At 56.0% G+C, this 20,764-nt stretch carries 10 protein-coding genes; 1 reads left to right on the top strand and 9 read right to left on the bottom strand.

The window, feature by feature from the left end:
- Positions 1–40: 40 nt before the first annotated feature.
- Complete coding sequence (gene hemH / locus N645_RS0113955) at positions 41–1,078, top strand: ferrochelatase (protein WP_024462129.1); 1,038 nt, start codon at positions 41–43, stop codon at positions 1,076–1,078.
- Positions 1,079–1,196: 118 nt separating this feature from the next.
- On the opposite strand, the gene N645_RS0113950 is transcribed toward hemH, so the two are convergent.
- The 9 genes from N645_RS0113950 to N645_RS17590 all read right to left on the bottom strand — a co-directional run bounded on the left by N645_RS0113950 (position 1,197) and on the right by N645_RS17590 (position 20,674).
- On the bottom strand, positions 1,197–2,144 hold the full coding sequence (locus tag N645_RS0113950) for a SusF/SusE family outer membrane protein (RefSeq protein WP_024462128.1): 948 nt from the start codon (positions 2,142–2,144) through the stop codon (positions 1,197–1,199).
- Positions 2,145–2,309: 165 nt separating this feature from the next.
- A complete protein-coding gene (locus N645_RS0113945; RefSeq protein ID WP_081666167.1) occupies positions 2,310–5,345 on the bottom strand; it encodes a TonB-dependent receptor in 3,036 nt (1,011 codons plus the stop codon).
- A 179-nt stretch (positions 5,346–5,524) separates the two neighbouring features.
- A complete protein-coding gene (locus tag N645_RS0113940; RefSeq protein ID WP_024462126.1) occupies positions 5,525–8,281 on the bottom strand; it encodes a TonB-dependent receptor in 2,757 nt (918 codons plus the stop codon).
- 145 nt (positions 8,282–8,426) lie between these two features.
- Positions 8,427–11,015 carry a hypothetical protein gene (locus N645_RS17170; protein WP_152521720.1) on the bottom strand — a complete coding sequence of 863 codons (2,589 nt, stop codon included), beginning with the start codon at positions 11,013–11,015 and terminating at the stop codon, positions 8,427–8,429.
- Positions 11,016–11,102: 87 nt separating this feature from the next.
- On the bottom strand, positions 11,103–13,559 hold the full coding sequence (locus tag N645_RS17165) for a family 49 glycosyl hydrolase (RefSeq protein WP_051174468.1): 2,457 nt from the start codon (positions 13,557–13,559) through the stop codon (positions 11,103–11,105).
- Positions 13,560–13,864: 305 nt separating this feature from the next.
- Entirely contained in the window at positions 13,865–14,896 is a 1,032-nt protein-coding gene (locus N645_RS0113925; RefSeq protein ID WP_193744987.1) for a FecR domain-containing protein, read from the bottom strand.
- A 13-nt stretch (positions 14,897–14,909) separates the two neighbouring features.
- Positions 14,910–15,446 carry an RNA polymerase sigma factor gene (locus N645_RS0113920; protein ID WP_193744986.1) on the bottom strand — a complete coding sequence of 179 codons (537 nt, stop codon included), beginning with the start codon at positions 15,444–15,446 and terminating at the stop codon, positions 14,910–14,912.
- Positions 15,447–15,773: 327 nt separating this feature from the next.
- Entirely contained in the window at positions 15,774–16,853 is a 1,080-nt protein-coding gene (locus N645_RS17595) for a lytic polysaccharide monooxygenase (protein WP_024462123.1), read from the bottom strand.
- Positions 16,854–17,221: 368 nt separating this feature from the next.
- Positions 17,222–20,674: an RICIN domain-containing protein gene (locus tag N645_RS17590; protein WP_024462122.1), complete on the bottom strand. Its 3,453-nt coding sequence runs from the start codon at positions 20,672–20,674 to the stop codon at positions 17,222–17,224.
- Positions 20,675–20,764 lie beyond the last annotated feature (90 nt).

Here is a 20,764-nt window from a genome sequence, read left to right as displayed (position 1 = left end):
CCCGTTATGTTTGCGGTCAGGCCAACAGACAGGAGACTTCATGAGCCAGCAATACCGGGCGGTCAACGACCGCGTCGAAGAGCGTTTTCACAACCCCTCGGATGAGACCCGCCGCACCCAGCAGAAAACCGGGGTGCTGCTCACTAACCTGGGCACGCCCGACGCCCCCACTGCGCCGGCACTGCGTCACTACCTGGCGGAGTTCCTGTCCGACCCACGGGTCATTGAAGTCCCGCGCCTGCTGTGGAAAATCATCCTCCACGGCATCATCCTGCGAGTGCGCCCGAAGAAGTCCGCTGAAGCCTACGCCTCGGTCTGGAGCGATGAAGGCTCACCACTGCTGGTGATCAGCCAGCGCCAGCGCGATGCCGTGCAAAAAGCCCTTGGGGATGAGGTGACCGTCAAACTCGCCATGCGCTATGGCAACCCATCCATACCCAAGGTAATGAGGGAATTTCAAGAGCTGGGTATCCGGCGAATTGTGGTGCTGCCGCTGTATCCCCAATACGCCGCCCCCACCACAGCCTCCACCTTCGACGCCCTGGCCGATGAGTTGAAAACCTGGCGCTGGGTCCCCTCGATCAGCTTCATCAGCGGCTACGTGGACAATCCGCTGTACATCAGCGCCCTGGCCCAGAGCGTGCAGGACCATATCAACGAGCACGGCATGCCGGAGAAATTTCTGTTCTCCTACCACGGCACGCCCAAGCGCTATCTCGACAACGGAGATCCGTATCACTGCCTGTGCCACAAGACCACCCGTCTGGTGCGGGAAAAGCTGGGGCTGGAAGAGTCGCAGTGCATGACTACCTTCCAGTCCCGTTTCGGTCGGGAAGAGTGGCTCAAGCCCTACACCGATGACACGCTCAAGCAGCTTCCAAAGGATGGCATCAAGCACATTGCCATACTCTCACCGGCGTTCAGTGCCGACTGCCTGGAGACACTGGAAGAGCTGGAAGAGGAGAACCGCGAGTATTTCATGGAAGCCGGCGGCGAGACCTACCACTACATCCCGGCCCTGAATGACCGGGAAGACCATATTTCGGCCATTGTGGATGTGTTGCATCGGGAGCTTTAATCCGCCGTTGGTAACGGCGGGTGCGCTTCGCTTACCCGCCCTACGGCCGAGCGCAGCGGTATAAACCCGCGTAGGGCGGGTAAGCGAAGCGCACCCGCCGCACACCGAAACGAAACGTTTATTGTGGGTCGATCAAGATGGTTTCCGCGTCCAGGTCAACTGCGATATCGTAGGTACCTGCCTGATCTTCCGACACCTGCCACTTGTAATCTTCACCTTCTCCCGCGGTTACAATGGAGTAGGCCGTTTCCACCAGCGGCTGCCCCTCCGTGTTGGGGTGAATCCAGTCATGTCCCGGATCAAACGACAGCTCTGGAGCCGATTCCGCCATGGCAATTTTGAAGCTTCCGCTGGTCAGCTCCAGGGTCACCGTGTACTGATCAGCGTTGTCCGTTCCGCGATCCATCATGGTTGCATCGCCCAGACTCCACCCACCCGGAGTGGCATCGCCTACCAGAAACAGGTGTATGCCGTTATCGGCAGGCTCTTCGGTCGTGGGTTCAGCTTCCTCCAACGCGAAGTAGACACGCTCTTCGTCGGTGTTGACCAGGATCTCGTAGACGCCGGCGGTTTCCACCGTCCATTTCCAGTCGGACACGCCTGTCTCATCAGGACAGTCTTCTGTCCATGTATAGGCATTGCCACTGCCATCGAGACTGACCGCTTCAGCTTCACTGCTGGCCAGCAGCCAGGCACCACCACAGAAGTCCGTCGCCTCGTAATGGGCGAACTTGATCTCACCCGCCCCAAGCTCGCCCTGCCATTGGTAAATCGCCTCATTATCGCTTTGCGGTTGCAACGCTTCTTTGTTATCCAGGGACCAACCGCCGGGCGTTGCGCTGCCTACCATGTAGAGCGGGTCGACATCGGTATTCGCCGAGTCATCATCGTCCGAGTCATCGTTACCGGGCGTCTGGTCATCGTTTTGCTCCGGCAAAGGTGGCAAATCGGGGCCGGTCTGCGTATCGCCTCCACAGGCCGTCATCATCATGGGAAGTCCGCCCAGGGTCAGTGCGAGCAGCCAGGTACGCACGGTATTTGCAGTCAAGAAGTGATAAAGATTCATAGTCGCTCTCTTTCGTTATTAGATGGGATACAGGGTGACAACGACCCAGGGGCGACATCTACCACCGGATCGCCTTTTCTGCATTGATAAGACGGATGGAGGCGGGCATTCCACTCCCCCCTTCTCAAAGAGTTCGAGGGACTGTAAGCAAGGTTCAGTAGAGGATCAGAAAGAGAAGCGAATACCCAGCTCGAAGCGACGACTGTAGGCTTCGTAACTGTTGGTGAGACGGCGGTCAACGCTATAGGTGTGATTGTCCTCCCGGAGCAGGTTTTGCCCCTCCGCATATAGCGACAGGCGCTTACTTAAATCATAGTTCAGGCTGAAATCCAGCGAGCCAAACGCGGCGGTTGTCGTGGGCACACCGCCTGGGCCGCAGGTATTGCAGGCGATGAATTCACCCCGATAATTCCAGGCAAGACGGCCACTGAATGCCCGTCGCTCATAAAGTCCGATCAAATTGTAGGTGTACTCGGACACACCGCTCAGCTCAGTGTGACTTTGGGCCTCTTCGCTCGTCAAGGTCGCATCACTGTTGACCCAGGTCATATTGGCCATCACACCAAACCCATTATCAAACAGATACTGATAGGCAAGCTCCACGCCCTGTACCCTGGCATCGGTTCCGTTTACCGGTGCCGAAACATCGAACGTCAGAATCTCTTCAGTTTCCGACCCATCGACACCCACGACCTGAACGGAGAAATCGCTTTCAAACACATCACTGGTGATCAAGCCGCGGATGTCTTTGTAGAATAACGCGGCGGCCATCGAGCTTCCGCCCCGACCGTACCACTCCAACGACAGATCCGCCGAGTCGGCAACAAAGGGCTCGAGCCCGGGATTACCGTTGCGTTCGACCCGGGGTGGCGGACTGTTGACCTCCCACATGACATCCGGCCCCAGCTGGGACAACGTGGGCCGCGTCATACTCCGGGAGAGCCCCACGCGCCCCAATAACGATTCGGTAAACTCGTAGCTTACATTGAGCGAAGGAAGAAAGTTCCGGTACCGATGACTTTCCGTCACTGGCACGATATCGCTGAAAACCGGATTCCAGTTGGTGCTGCCGGGAATTTCCCGCAGCTCAAGCAGTTGCTGGCTGTGGCCCTGAGACAAGGTCTCTGTGGTGACCCAGCGCCCCCCAAGATTGGCAAACCAATGGGCACCCGAAAGATTGAACTGAACAAAGGCTCCACTCACATCCTCGTTGATAACCGACGAGGCCCGAAGCCGTGGTTTCGCCAGAATGTTTCGCTCAAAAAATGCATCGCCGCGGTGTGCTTTCGCCGCTTCAAACAAGGCCAGGGGATTCAGTGCCGGCCACCGATCAAACCCGGACGCATAACCATAATTCCCCGGGAAGGGCACCGTCGCCGTTACCGCGACCTCCCCCAGGGTGTCCTCAAACCCGCAAAACGCGCAGGGATTTGAGGGACGCCAATCCACTTTCTCTTTACGTCTCTGGGTGTGGATCAAACCGAATTGTAGGTCGTCCAGGTAGTTCAACTCGTTCGTCACCCACCGTCCTTCCAATCGCGAGGAGAGTGCCTGATCATTGACATTCTCGCCCTTGGGTTCCAGAAAGTGCAGCGCGATTGAGTCATTGTCGACGTCCAGACAGGGCTCGCCAGTATCAAAGGTGCAGCGCACACGAGGCACGGGATCCTGGGCCTCAAAACGGAAGTTGCCACCCTTGACGCCAGCGACGGTGTAGTACTCGGTACCATTGATCGGTCGGTCCGCTTCAGAGAATGCCACGTCAAGCGTTAGCGTCAGGTTGTCGTTAGTCCGCCAACGGGTATTCCAGCCCACCATGGCCGTTGTCGCCTCCCGGGCCTTGGTATCATTTCCGATCTCTACCGGAATATCGTTCAATGCAAAGTCCGTGATCAGCCAGCGATCCCGGCCACCACCGTCAAAGGTTTCGAGCACGGCATCGGAAAACCGACGGGCACCATCATTGCTGTAGAAATTGACGTTGTACGAATAGGCCGACTCGGGGGTCTTATAATGGGAATAAAACGTATCCAGTAGAACCTCAAAGTCATCGTTCGGCTGATACTGAAGAGCACCAGTGATCCCGAGTCGCTCGCGCTGTCCAAACTTTTTCTGGAAGGAAATAATGCCCGGATAGACTCCAAAACCGTCCTGCATTTCATCGCGAACGCCATCGCCATTGGCGTCCACCGGTTCGGTTCCAGAGACAAAGCTGTCGTAGGTATCGGCTTCCCAGTCCCTTTGGTAGTAAGAGCCGCCTATAGAGATTCCCAGCGTGTCGTCCCGGAAGCTGTTCTGTAGGGTACCGGCGTATTGCTCTGTCCATCGATGAGTGGCTCCATCGAAGAAGCCGCCGACCGACCCATGTCCGCGAAATCCCGGATCATCCAGGGGCTGCGTCGTCTGCAGATCCACCAAGCCGCCAATGCTTCCTTCGGGCAGCGACGCCATGGCGGTTTTGTACACGCGGGCGCTGGCGATAGTCTCCGACGGCATGACATCGAAACTGAAATCCCGTCCCGCGTTGTCGGTCGCCAGCGTACGGCCATTGAGTGTGGTCATATTGTACTGACTGCTCAAGCCCCGAACCGACACCCAGCGCCCCTCTCCGCCGCGATCACGGCTGATCTGAACGCCAGTCACACGTTGAAGGGCTTCGGCCACATTGGGGTCCGGAAATTTACCGGCGTCTTCCGCCGTGATGGTATCGACAATCACCGGCGCCAGTCGCTTGAACTCGGCAGAGGTACGAAGACTCTGTCGAATACCGGTTACCAGAATATCGTAGGTCGGACGCTCCTCCACAATAACCGGTGTTTCCGGTTCGGCTGACGTGGGTGCAGGGGTGGGCGCCTGAATAATGACCGAGCCCGATTCAAGTAGTTCGTAGGACAGTGGAACGTCCGCCAACATTCGGTCAAGGGCCTGATCAAGATTCATGCTCCCCTCAACCGGCGCGGATTGCAGCCCCTCCAGCGCTCGCGACAAGCCCAGAATGTTGACGCGCGCCTGCCTGGACAGCTCCAATAACGCCTGGTCCAGAGGCTGAGCAGACACTGAAAAGGTATAGTGTGGCTCATCGGCCCATGCGAGCGGATGCAGAATAAAACACCACAGCAATAGAATGCCGAGCCCTGTCCGGACCATCGGGAGGGCGGCGAGATATCCATCGCAACGCAAGGGTGAATTTTTCAGCAGCATGAAACCGAACCGTTGAAGTCTTATTGACTGTCATTATTGTTTCTTTCGGGTTTCACTATAACGCAATTCAGTGGCCAGATCGATTGACCGACCGCTCAGCTCATGAACAGGAGGTAACGACAATACCCGGCTCCTGAATCAGGAAGCCGGGTATTGTCGTTCAACCAGGTCGAACTACTTTAGAAGCTCGCCCGAACGCCGATCTCGAAGCGACGACTGTACGCCTCGTAGTTCTGGGTTATGCGAACATCCTGGCTGTAGGTGTGGTTATCCTCCTCCAACAGGTTCTGCCCTTCCAGATAGACCGAGAGGTTATCGGTAATCTCATAGCTGGCGCTGAAGTCCAGAGAACCGAATTCCTTGGTCGTGGTAGGACGCCCACCCGGTGCACAGGTGTTACAGGCCGTGAATTCATCCCGGTAACTCCAGGCCAGACGACTACTGACCGGACCGCGCTCGTAAATACCGGCGAGGTTATAGGTGTACTCCGACACGCCGCTCAGCTCGGTGTCAATCTTCTCACCGTCCACCGTCAGCTCAGCTTCGCTGTCCACCCAGGTAAAGTTGGCCATGACCCCAAAGCCGTTATCAAACAGGTACTGGTAGGCCAGTTCGGAGCCAAACACTTTGGCGCTATCACCGTTAACCGGTGCCGTGACTTCAAAGTCCAGAGCTTCATCCGAAGCATTGCCGTCTTCATCAACCACCCGCACCTGAAATTCATCGCCAAACTGTTCGCTGGTGATCAGGCCACCGATATCCTTGTAAAACAGGGCAATGGCCGCCGAGCTGCCACCACCGCCATACCACTCCAGGGACAGGTCGAGCGAGTCGGCAACAAAAGGCTCAAGTTCGGGGTTGCCGTTGCGGTTGACCCGGGGCGGAGGGCTGTTCACTTCCCAGTTGACGTCCGGTCCCAGTTGGGAGATTGTCGGACGGGTAATGGAGCGGGATGCGGATGCCCGCACCAGATACTCTTCGCTCAACTCATAGGTGAAGTTGGCCGAAGGCAGGAAGTTATCGTAGGAGTTCGATTCACTGACCGGCACCACCTCGGTAAATTCCGCGTTCCAGTTGGTACTGTTCGGTATTTCCTGCAGTTCCAGCAATTGCTGGGAGTGCCCCATGGACAGGGTTTCGGTATACACCCAGCGACCACCGACATTACCGGACCAGCGGTTACCCTCGAAATTGGCCTGGATATAACCACCGCTGACATCTTCTTCGATCAGAGCCGAGGAGCGCAGCTCCGGCTGGGCGAGAATGTTGGAGCGGAAATACTCGTCACCGCGATGCAGTCTCGCCGCCTGGAACAACTGGATCGGGTCCAGTGCGGGCCAGGAGTCGAAGCCACTGTCGTATTCGTACTCACCCGGGAAAGGGACGACGGCATCAATGCCCACTTCTCCCAGCGTATCGCCGAAGCCACAGTAACCACACGCATTGTCCGGACGCCAGTTCACCTTGTCTTTTTCCCGGCCGGAGTAGGTCACACCAAATTCGATGGAATCGATAAGCTCTACGCTTTCCAGACGGTAGTCACCGTCAAAGCGAACCGACAGCGCCTTATCGTTGACGCTTTCGCCCTTGGGCTCCATGAAGTGCAAACCGATTTCATCGTTGGTCACATCCAGACAATTCCGGCCATCGTCCAGCACGCAAGTGACGGTCGGCACCTCGGGTGTTGCCTCGAAGCTGAAATTGCCACCGTTTAACCCGGCCACCGTGTAGTACTCAGTTCCGTTGATGGGACGATCGGCTTCCGAGTAGGCGATGTCGAAGGTCAATTCCAGGTCGTCGCGAACATTCCAGATGGAGTTCCAGCCGACCATGTAGGTCTCGGCTTCGCGGGCCTTGGTGTCGGTGCCGATCTCCAGCGGGATATTGGTCAGATCAAACGAGCTGATCAACCAACGATCAACCTCATCGCCATTGTAAGGTTCCAGCTCGTAATTCTCGAACCGATCCCAGCCGTCGTTACTGTAGAAGTTGACGTTAAAAGAGTAGGCCGACTCCGGTGTTTTGTAATTGGAGTAAAAGCCATCCAGCGTCGTTTCAAAATTGTCGTTCGGGCGGAACTGCAAAGCGCCGGTGAAGCCAAGGCGTTCGCGCTCACCGAACTTTGTCTGATAGGAAATGATGCCCGGAAAAATACCACGTCCATCGACTGCCTCTTCCTTGACGCCATCATTGTTGGCATCAACCAACTCGGTACTCGAGGTGAAGCTGTCGAAGGTGTTTGCCCGCCAGTTGCGTTTGTAATAGGAGATACCGACAGATGCACCGACGGTGTCATCCAGAAAGGTGTTGCTCAAAACGCCGGAATACTGGCCAGTCCAGTCCTCGGTAGCGCCATCGTAAAAGGCACCCGCTGACCCGGAGGCGCGCAAGCCAGGATTGTCGAGGGGCTTGGCGGTGGTCAGATTGACCAGGCCACCAATGCTACCCTCGGGCAGGGAGGCCATGCTGGTTTTATAGACTTCGGCACCGGAAATGGCTTCCGAGGGCATCACATCGAAACTGAAATCGCGGCCCGCGTTGTCGGTCGCCAGGGTCCGTCCGTTCAACAGTGTCATATTGTACTGGCTGCTCAAGCCGCGGATCGACACCCAGCGGCCTTCACCACCGCGGTCCCGGCTGATCTGCACACCGGTCACACGCTGCAGCGCTTCAGCCACGTTGGGGTCGGGAAATTTGCCCACGTCCTCGGCGGTGATGGCATCGACCACCACGGCGGCGTTGCGCTTGAGCTCGGAGGCGGACTCCATACTCGCGCGAATGCCCTTGACAACGATTTCTTCAAGCATGGGCTCGGCGCCGCTTGTGCTCTGAGCCTGCACAGCCGTTGAGCCGGCGACAAGTAAGAGTGTGGCGCTGAGTGCTTTCAATTTGAAGCCCGGATTCACTCGCTGGGCGTTATTGTAGGTTGCGGTCACAATTACCTCTCCTGATTTATTATTGGGCCTGATGGTCACCCCCAATGGGAGTGCAGACAGCTGGGGTAGGCACGGGAAGTGATTTTCCCGATGCTGCCATTGAGACGCACAACCCGGTAAAAACCACTCCCCCCAAATCAATTTTTTACTCTGACGCTTCACCGAGATAGATCAGTTCAAAGGCGGCAATGCTGGCACGGTTCACTGGCCCACCCTGGCCACCGCTGGCGCCATAGGTGCGATTGGAAGACAGGTAACTCATATTGAAGTAATCCTCCAATTGCAGCTGGTATTCGCCCCGGTTCAGCGATACCTCCACCTCCGTTGAACGGCGCAGAGGGTGACGGTCGTCGCGATCCTCCACATTGGGCATCTGGACAATGCGTCGCGCCACTTCCACACCGTTGGCGTCGCGAATGACGAGTTGCTTGATGGCGTTGGTGACACCGGAATCAATGGTATGTTGCCGGTTGTTGTAGCGCAGACGCACCACGTAGCGTCCATCACGTTCGACGACCCACCCGTCAAGTGACAGAGAGTCTCCCTCTTGGCCCCACTCTTTCAACGTCGGAGCCTCCAGCATCGCCGAGGACGGTGTAACGGGAAGGTTGGAGGTAATTCGCTCGTCATTGATAGCGATGTCCTGAGCGCCGGCGCCGTTGTGACACACCGGTTCAGACAGATGGGAGCGATGGCCGCTCCGACGATAGACGGCTTCGACGGCATAGCACTGGCGGCGATCAAGTAGCCGGTCGGAACGGTCTGTCCACTGGAGTTCGTCCAGGTCGCTCGCCACTTGTGTGTCATTGCGATACAGGTTGTAACTAACCGATGCGTCAGTCCCGATATTGGCGTCATCAGAGAAACGCACCACCAGCGACTGTCCATCAGACTCGAGGGAAGTGATGGTCGGCGCTGCGGGTGAAAACACTGCGGGCTCTGTGCGACTGAGCGGATCCACCGCCGGCACGGTGGTCAGACGGCTATCATTGGTGACCCGGGCCGCGAAACGCACCTGAATGTGATTGTTCTCTGCAAGCATTTCGTCTGTGATGCGGCCGTCGATGGTGTCCCCATTGAGTCGAACGCTGTCGACCGGAAAATAGCCATCGCCACCGGCGCTGTCCGGCAACACCAATTCAATGGCAATTCCTTTGCCTCGATAGTCCACCGAGCGCAACCAGGCGGAGGACTGATCCCCCAGGCGACGTCGGGTGTCCACCGTCAGAAATGGAGCGATTTCTATCCCGTCGGAATTCACTCGATAGCCAAAGACGGTTTCCATTACCATCGCGAGGTAACCGGCCACCGACCACAGCTGGCGACGGGAGTTGATGACAGGGCCGTCGTCATACCAGGGCTTCGCCGTCAGCCATTCCAGATTCTCCATATTGGAAAGGTTGAGCGCCGCTCCCCGCATCAGGGAGTTCACCGCATTGTCGACGACCTTGTAGTTGTTTACCGACGCACCGGCCTTGAGCGCATAGGCAGTAACGAACGGCCAGATGCCCCGGTTGTGGTACACCCGTTGGTCGGGTTGCTGAGGGTAGTACACCGGAACCCCGAAAGGTGCGTGCGGGTAATGATTCATGGCAGCCTTCGCCTGTTCCTCATCGGCGATGCCATACAGTATCGCCAAGGCGGTGCCCAGCATGTCGTATTTACGGGTAACCACCGGCACCTCATTGGGTCCGGTCAAGCTGGCATACAGCCCTTCGGTTTCCAGCCAGAACCGCTCATTGATCCGCTGCTTCAGATCCGCCGCCCACCGGTGATAACGATCGGCCAGGGCAGGCTCCCCACGCTGTTCCGAAAGGGACGCCGCCAGCAGAATCGCCCGGTAATGCATCACGTTGGTCGACAACGCCTTGCTTTCAGCCATTCGGCTCAGGTTGTTGGTGATCCAGGGCGCATAGGTTTGTACGCGCCAGTCCAGATAAGACTGTTCGCCGCCATAGAGGCCGTCCTGCGGGTCGAAGGCGACGCGACGGTCGGCTTCAATGGTTCCTCGCAAGCTGGCAAAGGTATCGCGCTCAAACGACTCCCTCTCTTCACCCGACAGCTGATGCATGACCCGCTCCGCCGCCAGCGCCCAGGACACCCGGTCGGTACTGACCGCCCAGCTGCCCCCGGAGCCGGTGTCCTGAATGATCTGCCGGCTGCCTTCTGGCAGGTGATCCGGTGCGGAGGCCTCTGGCCGGAAGTCACTGGTTTTGAACCGCAGTGAATTGACCGTCCGTTGCGGGTCGACAACGGCCAGGGATAGATCCGCTGCATACGCCAGATCCCGGGTCCAGACGTAATGCCATTTTTCTCCGGTCTGAAAGCACTGGCAATCGATCTCGTTACCCTGGTTGTACTGATCATCACGAATGGCATCGACACTGAGCAGCTTCAGGTCGTCCACCGCCATGGCAAACAGACCGTCAAACAGCACACTACCGGTTTCGACACGCAGGGCGTCAGCGGACTCTACAAAGGTACGCTCACGAGGCATATCGTCGCGCTGGAACTGACTGGATTCGAGGGTAAACCGACGCTCACCCGAGGACATCTCCGACGACTGGATAGTGACGGTTTCAACACGCCCTTCCGGATCCCGTGAATAGGGTTGATACTGAATCTCGGCTGAGCGCTCCGGTGAGCCGGTTTCATCGAGCTCATCCCGGGAGTTCTGGGTCAGGCAGGCTGACAGGGACAGGGCACAGCCCACAACGAAAAGCGGTTTTAACACGAGTCCTCCAACAGACATAGCAATGAGATGGGGCGTTCAGGAAGCAGCGGCGCCCCGTATCCGGAGCGCGGCCAAATGCAGATCGGGTCACTCCACCGGAGTGATGGCGTAATCCAGGCTGTAGGGGTCAAACCGGATCTCGTAAGCGCCCCCGGTCTCGAGGGTAAAATCGATGTTCGGGCCCCCGCCGGTGGTCAGCTTGGCGGTACCGGTCAGGCCGGTACTGTCCGCCCAATCGTCTCCCGACCAGTCTTCGGTATCGGTAAATTTGAAGGCGTGATCTCCGGCATCCAGAGTCACCGTAACCACAAACTCGGAGTCTCCGTCCCACTCCATCGGCAGGTTGCCGGGTGACCAACCCTCCCAGGAAGCCCCCATCCAGCGCGGGCCCGGCGCGACGCCCTCGGCGCCAGTGACGGAGAGTTCCGCCGTAACCCGGCTAGAACAGAAGGTCGTATCACCATCCTGCACGGCAGCCAAGGTCAGGGCATTGGATTGATGTCCCGCGGTCAGGGTTGTACCGTCAACGGAGCCATCCCCATTGAGCAGATAAAAGCGGACCGGCAAACCGGAACTGGCGCTGGCCATGAGTTCGGTGCTCTGGCCCGCCTCCAGTGTTTCGGCCACCGTCATATCAATGGTCTGTGCAGTACATTGGGTCTCGCGCTCGGACGTGGCACTCCAGGAATCCCACAAACCGGCACTGAAATTCAGGCGACCCAACTGATCGGCACGCCAGTTGTCCGCCGCTCGGGTGACGGGCTGACGATCCACAATGTAGTTGGTCAAACGCAGACCGTTGTCACCCTCACCCACGGTAACGGTTTCGGTGCGGGCCTCATTCCAGAGCGCCTCGAATTGACTCTCCTGAGCGCTGAGTGGCAGATCGTTCCAGGCCTCGATTTCCAACCCGTCAATATGGATGTTGTCCCAGTTGGACTGGGCATAGAGGCGCATGGCGCAGAGGTTCATTCCCTCAGAACGAATGTTTTCAAGATGGATATTGGCCACGGTAGCGTCGGGGTCAGCGGTATTATCAGCATTCACATCCCACCAGGCCCGAGCGGAGTTGATCAGGCAGGTGTTGTGTTTCTGATCTTTCCAGTAGAGGCGATTGTGAATAATATCGATGTTCTGAACATAGATATTCTCAATGTGTCTGGACTCCCATCCCCACTGAAAGACAGGCCCGTTTTCGGATTTCCAGACCACCACATCATCAATCAACAGATTACTGTGATACAGCTTGAACACATCGTCATTAGCGTGGAAGAAGCTATTACTGAGCCGACCGTTGTCGTACAGCTCAATGCCGTCGGTCTGCCAATACCAGGCACCCATTTGCTTGTAGCCGGACACCTGCGTCTGGAAACTGCCCGCGTCCCCATAGATCACAAAGGAGTGATACGGTGGTTCATTGATGGTCACGCCCTGAATGGTCAGAGTCTGATTACTGGAGCCCGAAGAAAACCGCAACATTTTTACGCAGCTTCCGTGACAGTCACTCTGCGAGTCTGAGCGATGCGTATAGGCCTCGTGACCTCCGGCCGTATTGGTGTCGGCTTCATACACATACTTTTCTCCCGACAGAACCCCGTAGCCGGTCACCTTGTACTCCGCACGAGACCCGGCAAACTCCAGCGCCCCTTTCACATAGGCGCCGGGCGCGAGATACACCCAACGAACCCGGCCGGGAAGCCGGGCGTGATAGTTCCAGGGGAAATAGTAAGTACCGGGTTTGAAATAAATGATGTCAGCGTCGACGGCATCCAGATTATCAACCTCTCCGGCTTCGGGGTAATAAATTTCCCCATCCTCATCACCGGGAATCCAGTCGCGCTGTAGCGCTTCAGACAAGGTAGGCTCGGCAAACACCAACATGGCATTGCGTGGCTCGGTATGCACTCGGGCACCATCAGGTCCCTCGGTCAGGGTACCGGTGTTACCCTCGAGGTTGTTGTAGCTGGTCACCAGATCCGGCTCAAATTCCACGGAGAAACGTTGCCCATCGGCATGGTAGGGGACCTTGATACGGACACGATCCTCGGCCACCCACTCCAGTTCGAAGTCCAGAGTGGTCGGCCGAATCGTCACCTGATCGAGCGATTCAATCGTCTGGCCATTCAGCAGTTCCAGCTCAAGCCAGGTGTCGTCGTTGTACAGGAAGCTGGTCCAACTCATGGTCAGGTTTGCGCTGTCGGCAAACTCGGCGCCATCTTCGTGGCTGTACCCCTCTTTGGCTCGACCACTTCGGGGAAGGGTCATGTACACAAACGAATCCGTGTACTGATCCGCCTCAGACGTTAACGCCACCCGGGCCCGATAGTGCGTCGATGCCCGCACTTGTTCATCGGCAACAGCGCTGTCTTCGTTGGCATCCGCATTGCTGTGGCTCCAGGCGTAAAGATCGACCTCATGGGGCGCGTAACGGTTTTCCGGCGCTGACCCCATTGTCGGCGGCGGATTGCCGCCATTGTCTTGATCATTTTCCTCGCCGCCGCTACCCGCTCCACCGCAGGCGACGAGAGGCAGGACCAGCAGCATAGGCCAGAGCAGCGTTTTTAATGATTTACGTGATACGTTCTGATCGGATGGTGTGTGCACGTCAGTAACCCTCATGCTGTTATCTTTTTAGTCAAAGTCTGTCTGCTGTGGATAAGACGCACCAACGGCTGAATTCCAATCCCCTGAAACAAAAAAAGCCCCTGACTCAGAGAATCAGGGGCAAAACTTAGGGGGAGAGTTCCGGGACAACGCCGGTTCAACCATGCAATCGGCAACGGTTGGTACCGATCACCTCAATGAGACGCTCAGCAGGGCCAATTCCTACCCCCCGGCTCACTGCTCCCTCATGAGCCGTAAGGAGCATTAGCAGAAAATAGAATGTAATGCCCGTCCGACTCTTTCTGCACACGCACCGGCAAGGTTTTCGAGAGCAGCTCTGGCAGGGCATCGAGTTGGTCGATCTGAAAGGAAGCGGTCAGCTCAATGCCTCCCAGGTCCGGGGAGGCCAATGTGAAACGATCACTCGAATAGCGGTTGAGTTCGTCCACCACATCATTCAGAGATGCCCGATGGTAGACGAGACGGCCCTGACGCCAGGCGCTGATATCTTCTTCCGGCAGGGTATCGATGGCCGAAAACGTTTCGTGACGCTCCTTGGTAACCCGATTTCCCGCGCGCAAAGTGACCGACGGTTGTTCTGCCGCGACCTGATCAGGATCGGTTGCCAGCACATCGACAATACCCTCCCGAACGCTGACGGTGACTCGCCGTTCTGTACGCAGTACATCAAACTGGGTGCCGACGACTTCGACCCTCGCGTCGTGAGCATAAACGTGAAACGGCCGCTCCGGATCGGTGACCACATCAAAGTACCCCCGCCCCGCCTGAATGTCGACGCGACGAACAGACTCACTCATGACCACCCGTACTCGGGAGCGAGCACCCAACGTCAGTTCGCTGCCATCATCCAGTTGATAGGTCGCGACCTCCCCGATACTGGTCTCGAATTTCAGGGCATCGGGCCCCGTCGGTTGACCATTCCAAAACAGCACACCGAACACCAAGGCAGTAACGCTTGCCAGGGCGAAACCGGATGTTTTCCAGCCGGGAAAAAAGCCACCATTGAGGCGGGTGCTGGCGGCCAAGAGAAATCGTTGCCAGAGAGACCCTTCGACCCGATCGGCTCGCTCAACCGGCACTTCCGCCGTGTCCAGGCGCCCCAGCTGCTCCCACACCGCCTCGCAGTGTTGATAGGCCGCTAGATTTTCGGGACTCTCGCACAGCCAGTCCGCCAGCGCTTCCTGCTGCCGGTCGGAGAGCTCTCCCGACTGGACCCGCATAAACCATTCGCGAGCCTGAACCTCTGGGTTTCCCACGCGTTGCACCCTTTCAGTTGTGTTTGGGTTGATTCTGCAAGGCTTTCTGGCAGTCCGCCAGCGCCTTGAAAACATGTTTGCGGACCACCGTTTCCGACAGTTTCTCCCGACGGGCGATCTCCGCATAAGACAAACCATCCAGCCGGTTCATCAGCAGTAATCGTCGACGCTTCTCCGGCATCGTCCGAAGGGCATCGGTCACGCAGCGTAATTGCTGGTCCGCCTCCGCTTCGCGGGCGGGATCGGTATGATCGAGCTCCCGCTCCTCGTCGCTTTCCACCACCTGGGTCTGGTAGGCGGCCCGGACCTTGTCCCGACGCTTGAGATCAATGCAAGTGTTGGCCGCCATTTTGTACAAAAACGCCCTGGGGTTATCCAGGGTCAAGACGATGTTCGTCTCAGCCACCCGGGTAAACACCGCCTGCACCACATCTTCAGCTTCCGAAGGATCGAGCGTGTAGTGTCGGGCGAGATAGTGGCACAGCTCGTCACGATAGCGGCTGTACACCTCCCGGATGCGTTGGTCTTTTTCTTCTGTGCCGATACTCACTGATTCAACCTGGCTCCGCCTGGAGAAGAATGGGACGACGGCCATGGCCGCCACGGGCATTCTACACCAAGACCTAGACTCCGCCCATTCAGAGCGGGAGGACTGACCGGATACCGAGATTCTTGCTATTATTGGGTTCGACATGACTATAAGACGTTGAGAAAGGATGAATCCACCCCCCCTTGTATGATAATTTTCTGGTCTCCCACGCTGCGGGCACTCCCCAACAATGCCACATACAAAAAAACCCCCTGAGGAGCACTCATCGGCTTGTCAGGGGGTCTTCAGCTCACAGTTTTTCAGGGAGCATGTTGTCTACCTATAGCTTTACGGGATACATACACCGTCATCCCCGTCGTCACCTCCTTCTACGATTTTGACATTATCGATCTGGAGGTTGGTGTTTCCAGGCGCTTCTTGATAGAAGCCAACCGTCACAGCGCCACCAACCACATCAACGGTCGCTTTGACTTCCACGTAGCTATCGCCATGGGGAATGTTGGCGTAAACATCGTCCCCGCCATACCCGGAAACTTCCAGACGACTGGTATTCGCCCGACCAGTATTTTGCTTTACCATAGCGCTAATGGTATAGGTGCCATCTTCTAGACCGGTAACCGTCTGATCCAGGGATTGCTCATAACCGGAGTCGCCCCAGAAATAGGCTTTTCCTTGGCCTTCATACGTATTGTAGGAGTCAACGCCAGCGTTACCACCATACACATTCCAGCCATTGAAATCGCCAGATTCAAAGTCTCCGTTAATCACGCCACCAGTTCCTGGATCTGTCGGATCGCCAGGGTCAGTCGGGTCCTGAGGCTCTCCGTCCATATTGACATCCAGGACGGAATAGAACTCGGCTCCGGTATAGGCAACCTGCCAAACGGCCAAGATAATGTGATAACCGTTTCGCTCCGGCACGTTACATTCGTGCGTTGGGTTTCCGGGCAGGCCTTCATCCTCTATCTCGCAGAATGGAGTGGACTCGAACGCGCTGCGCGAGAGGGGTGCATTAGAATTCCAGCCGGGCTTGGTGATGTAATATCTAAAGTTATCGGAGATATGCTGAGCGGGAATGTTCCAGGTAAAATCGTTTTTCCCAGGGGACATTCCCGTCTTGTACCAACGATCCTCCGATTGCTCATCAAGCACATCGTACGGACGTGTCGCACTCGCAATTTGGCCATCCGGTGGACCGCCTTGCGGAAAGGTGCCAGGATGTTCTGTGTCAGCAGGATCGACATTGGAGCAGCTTTGATTCACCCCTTGTACGCAGAGATCACCCCGCTCACCCTCCAGATAACCGTGCGCCAGCGCTTGCTGGGAGAACATAGATACAGCTGCAGCCATTACCGTCACTGCAGAAAATCCAATAGTTTTATGGAAACCTATATGTTGTAAAGGCATATGGTGTTTCTCCTGTTATGTTTATGAATGAGTCGTTTTTGGATAACGACATTACTTAGACGCAGATCCGGTCTTCAAACAATCCTCTCCGAGTAGACCAAATATTAATTACCAGCTAACTGCTGATTTCCTCTTGGTATGGGCCAACAGCTCTGAATTGCGATCCAGATCACAAACCGAATATACGAACACCGCTCTGGAGCGGCTGCCGGAATTCAACAGATTAGAATGTGTTCTAGCGGGGCACTGATGAAAAGCCTGGAAGGCGGAAAACGAGTATGGAAGGAAAAGTTCGTACACTGACCTTGATCTGACAGACACCATCGGAAAAACCGGTAACTGTCAGATCAAGTCTGGACTGCTACAAATCAAAGCTCCTCAAAACTCCATTTGAAGTGATCGCTCTCATCGATATGGTACTGGCGAACAGCACTGCCGTTATCCATAGAGGCGTCTGAGACGGCGAGTGCTTTACCGCTGTTGCTATTGACGATGTAGAAGTAGCCCTCTCCCGCGTCTTCCAGACTCCAGCGCTGGCTGGCGACGGGCAATGACTCCCATTGATGCGCATCAGCGCCGTCGGCTGCGGATCCTCCGGTAATATCCAGGGTCTTGCTGCTATGGATAGCCAGAAGCTTATAGGTACCCTCTCCTGCTGCCTCCACCAGCCACTGCTGGTTGGCACCACCGATGTATTCCCACTGATGGATAGCCGCACCGTTATTGCTGGAGACACCGGCTACGTCAAGCGCTTTCCCTGAGTGCTTGGCGGTAATGACATAGGTAAGTCCAGCCGTTATACCAGTCGTGTTGCAATCATCGCCGCAAGCTGCAGGCTCTATGGAATAGGTCGCCGTGACATCGTCAAAAGTGATGGTATAGCTACCCGTCGTAGGGACGGAAAAGCTAATGTTTGGCGCACCGCCCGTGGTCTCCACAGCGGTACCGACCAGGCCTTCAGCACCCCCCCAATCTTCGCCTGACCAATCACTGGTGTTGGCAAACTTCAGCTGATGGGAGCCTGCGGGAACTTGGACCTCTGAGGCTATCCAAACACCATTACTCAGCTCCATGGGTTCACTCTCGGGGGTCCAGCTGTTAAAGCTGGCACCGATATACATCGCACTCTGGTGTCCAGCCGTTCCCATGACATCAAATGAGCGAGTGACGGGAGTGGCGGCACAGTATTCGCTGTCGCCCGCTTGGCTCGCGGTGAGAGAAACCGTTCCGCTGGCACCGGACAGATCAACCGTTGTACCGCTCACGGCCCCCGGTCCTTCAATGCTCAGGCTGACGGGAAGGCCGGAGTCTGACGTAACATCGACATCAAAAACGCTGTCATCCACGCTCAGGTCCCGGTCCGCGATCGAAGGCATGCTGATAACCTGCGCTTCGCAAGGGTCACCCGGGTCACCGCTCGAGATGCTGTAGCTCAGGTTGGAGCGGTCAAAACTGATCGTGTATTCATCACTTTGGCTGATAGAGAAGTGACTATTGCTGTCCGGCTCTCCGGTGGTCAGTTCTACTGAACTGTCGAGTCCGTATCCATCACCCCAGTCGTCGCCACTCCAGTCATCGGTGTCAGCGAACTTCATCTGGTAATCGCCAGCCTCCAGCTGGACCACATGCTCGAATTGTTGACTCGTGGCGTTATAGCTCATGGGTTGGAGCGACCAATCACCAAAACTACCGCCGATCCAGGCAGGCTCCGGAGGACGCTCGCCAACATAGAAGCTGCGGGACTCGCTTACCGGGCAATAGCCCTGATCTCCCGCGCTACCCGCCTGGGAAGCGGTAACAGTCACTTCTCCATTCGTACCACCCACATCCACGGTGTAACCATCCACCAAAGCGGCTTCGGCACCTAAAACGGAATAACTCACCGGTAAGCCGGAATCCGCGTAGGCGTCCAGCGTAACGCTACTGCCGAGATCCTGGTCTGGAATGGCCGGGAAAATGATCGCTTGCGGAGCACAGGCAACGTCTGTCTGGAACGCCTGCCATTTCTCTTGGCCAAGTTCGAAACCGAATCGACCCAGCTGATTCTCACCGGTATTGCCGTTATCGGTCGTTACGTACTCGTCACCCACCGTAAAGTTTTCGATGACCAAGGCGTTATTGCCAATATTGACGTTTCCAATGGCCTCAAACCGATTGACGTGAGCAGAGGAATCGAGATCGTTCCATTGGTCAATATGCAGATTTTTGATTCTGATTGCTTCGGAATCAATGCTGACGAGCGAGTAAATGCGAATGGCACACATGGTCATGCCTTCTACATTGATGTCCTCTATCGTCATGCCGCTGACCCGATACCCGCCATTGCTTCCCGCGCCGTTCCAATGGGGTGAGGCATTGATGATGCAAAAGTTGGTCTTCTCATCGCGCCAATACAGCCGACTGTGAATTACGTCGGTGTTCTTCACGAGAATATTGTTCAGGTTTCTGTGGTCCCAACCCCACTGAATTACCGGCCCGTTCTCACCCTTCCAGATAACAGTGTCATAGACGCTCACATCGCTGTGGTACATCTTTAAGACATCATCGTTCGCGTGAAAAAATGCGTTGTGCATGGTACTACCGGCGTAAAGCTCGATGCCGTCGGTTTGCCAGACCCAGCTACCAACCTGCTTATAGTTGTTGACGCGCATGGTGAAACGATCTTCCTGACCGTAAACCACAAAGGAGTGATACGGCGGTTCATTGATAGTGATGCCTTGGAGATCAAGGTGCTGCTGACCAGATCCGGATTCGAACTGAAGCATTTTTACGCAGGAGACGTGGCAGTTCGAACTGTTCTGATCAAGGTGATTGTACCCATTGTTGGTATCCGCCTCATAGATATACTGTTCGCCAGACAGGACACCGTACCCAGTCACTTTGAACAGGCCGCTCGAGGGGCTCTTGAAGCGGAAGGCGCCTTTGACATAGGCTCCTGGAGCGAGGTATACCCACTTTACGGGACTGCTTTCAGAGAACACTGTATGATGATCCCAGCCCATATAGTAGGTTCCAGGGCGGAAATAGATGATATCCGCATCCACATTATTGAGATTACGGACCTCACCTTCATTCGGGTAATGGATACTTCCGTCGCTATCACTGGGAACGGTTCGAGCCTGCTCTCCACCAGTGAGAACCGGCTCTGAGAAAATCATCAAAGCGTTGCGCGGCTCGGTGTGAATGGCTCTATTATTTCCGCCTCCGTATTCCGTCAAATTTCCGGAGTCGTCACTCATATCGTTGTAGGCGGTATAAAGCTGATTATCGAACTCCACCGAAAAGCGATAGCCCTTGTCAGAATATGGGACACGGATGCGAATGGTGCTGCTATCGACCATTTCTTTTTGAAAGTTCAGGTTCTCTGGTCGAATGGTGACCTCATCCACCGAACCGACGGTTTGCCCCGTACGCAACGAAACCTCTACCCACACGTCTTCGCTGTAAAGAAAACTGTTCCAACTCATGGTCAAATTGGCGCTATCAGCGAACTCAGCACCATCGGTTTCGCCATCGTAGCCGATCTTCCCTTTTCCACTACGCGGAATATTCATATATGTGAATGAGTCAAATTTAGACCCCGGGTCACTCGCCGTGCTGACTTTGACATCATAGAACGTCGATCGACGAACCTGATTATCCGCAACAGGAAATTGGTCATTCTCTTCGTAGTTTTCGTGCCACCATGTGTGCAGGCGACTGTTGTCAGCAGTTTGCGCCGCAAAGCTCGGCAAACTCAGGAAAGTCATTGACAACAATACTGCTGCCAAAATTTGAACACGCAGCCATGATTGTCCGGCTGACTCGAGGGAAATACGCATTTTTCACTCCTTATTAGAGCATATAGTGGATTTTTAGCAGTGTTCCCGGAAGTCGTTTCAAAGCACTCTTCCTTTTTGTTTTTATAAGGT

Source organism: Marinimicrobium sp. LS-A18, from assembly GCF_000463525.1.
In the GTDB taxonomy this organism is placed as follows: domain Bacteria; phylum Pseudomonadota; class Gammaproteobacteria; order Pseudomonadales; family Cellvibrionaceae; genus Marinimicrobium; species Marinimicrobium koreense.
Note: the sequence above shows the minus strand (reverse complement) of the source record. Positions and strands in the feature narration are given on the sequence as shown.

Coding starts and splice junctions, on each gene's coding strand:
- hemH (WP_024462129.1), top strand. CDS start 41: ATGAGCCAGCAATACCGGGCGGTCAACGACCGCGTCGAAGAGCGTTTT.
- N645_RS0113950 (WP_024462128.1), bottom strand. CDS start 2,144: ATGAATCTTTATCACTTCTTGACTGCAAATACCGTGCGTACCTGGCTG.
- N645_RS0113945 (WP_081666167.1), bottom strand. CDS start 5,345: ATGCTGCTGAAAAATTCACCCTTGCGTTGCGATGGATATCTCGCCGCC.
- N645_RS17165 (WP_051174468.1), bottom strand. CDS start 13,559: ATGCTGCTGGTCCTGCCTCTCGTCGCCTGCGGTGGAGCGGGTAGCGGC.
- N645_RS17595 (WP_024462123.1), bottom strand. CDS start 16,853: ATGCCTTTACAACATATAGGTTTCCATAAAACTATTGGATTTTCTGCA.
- N645_RS17590 (WP_024462122.1), bottom strand. CDS start 20,674: ATGCGTATTTCCCTCGAGTCAGCCGGACAATCATGGCTGCGTGTTCAA.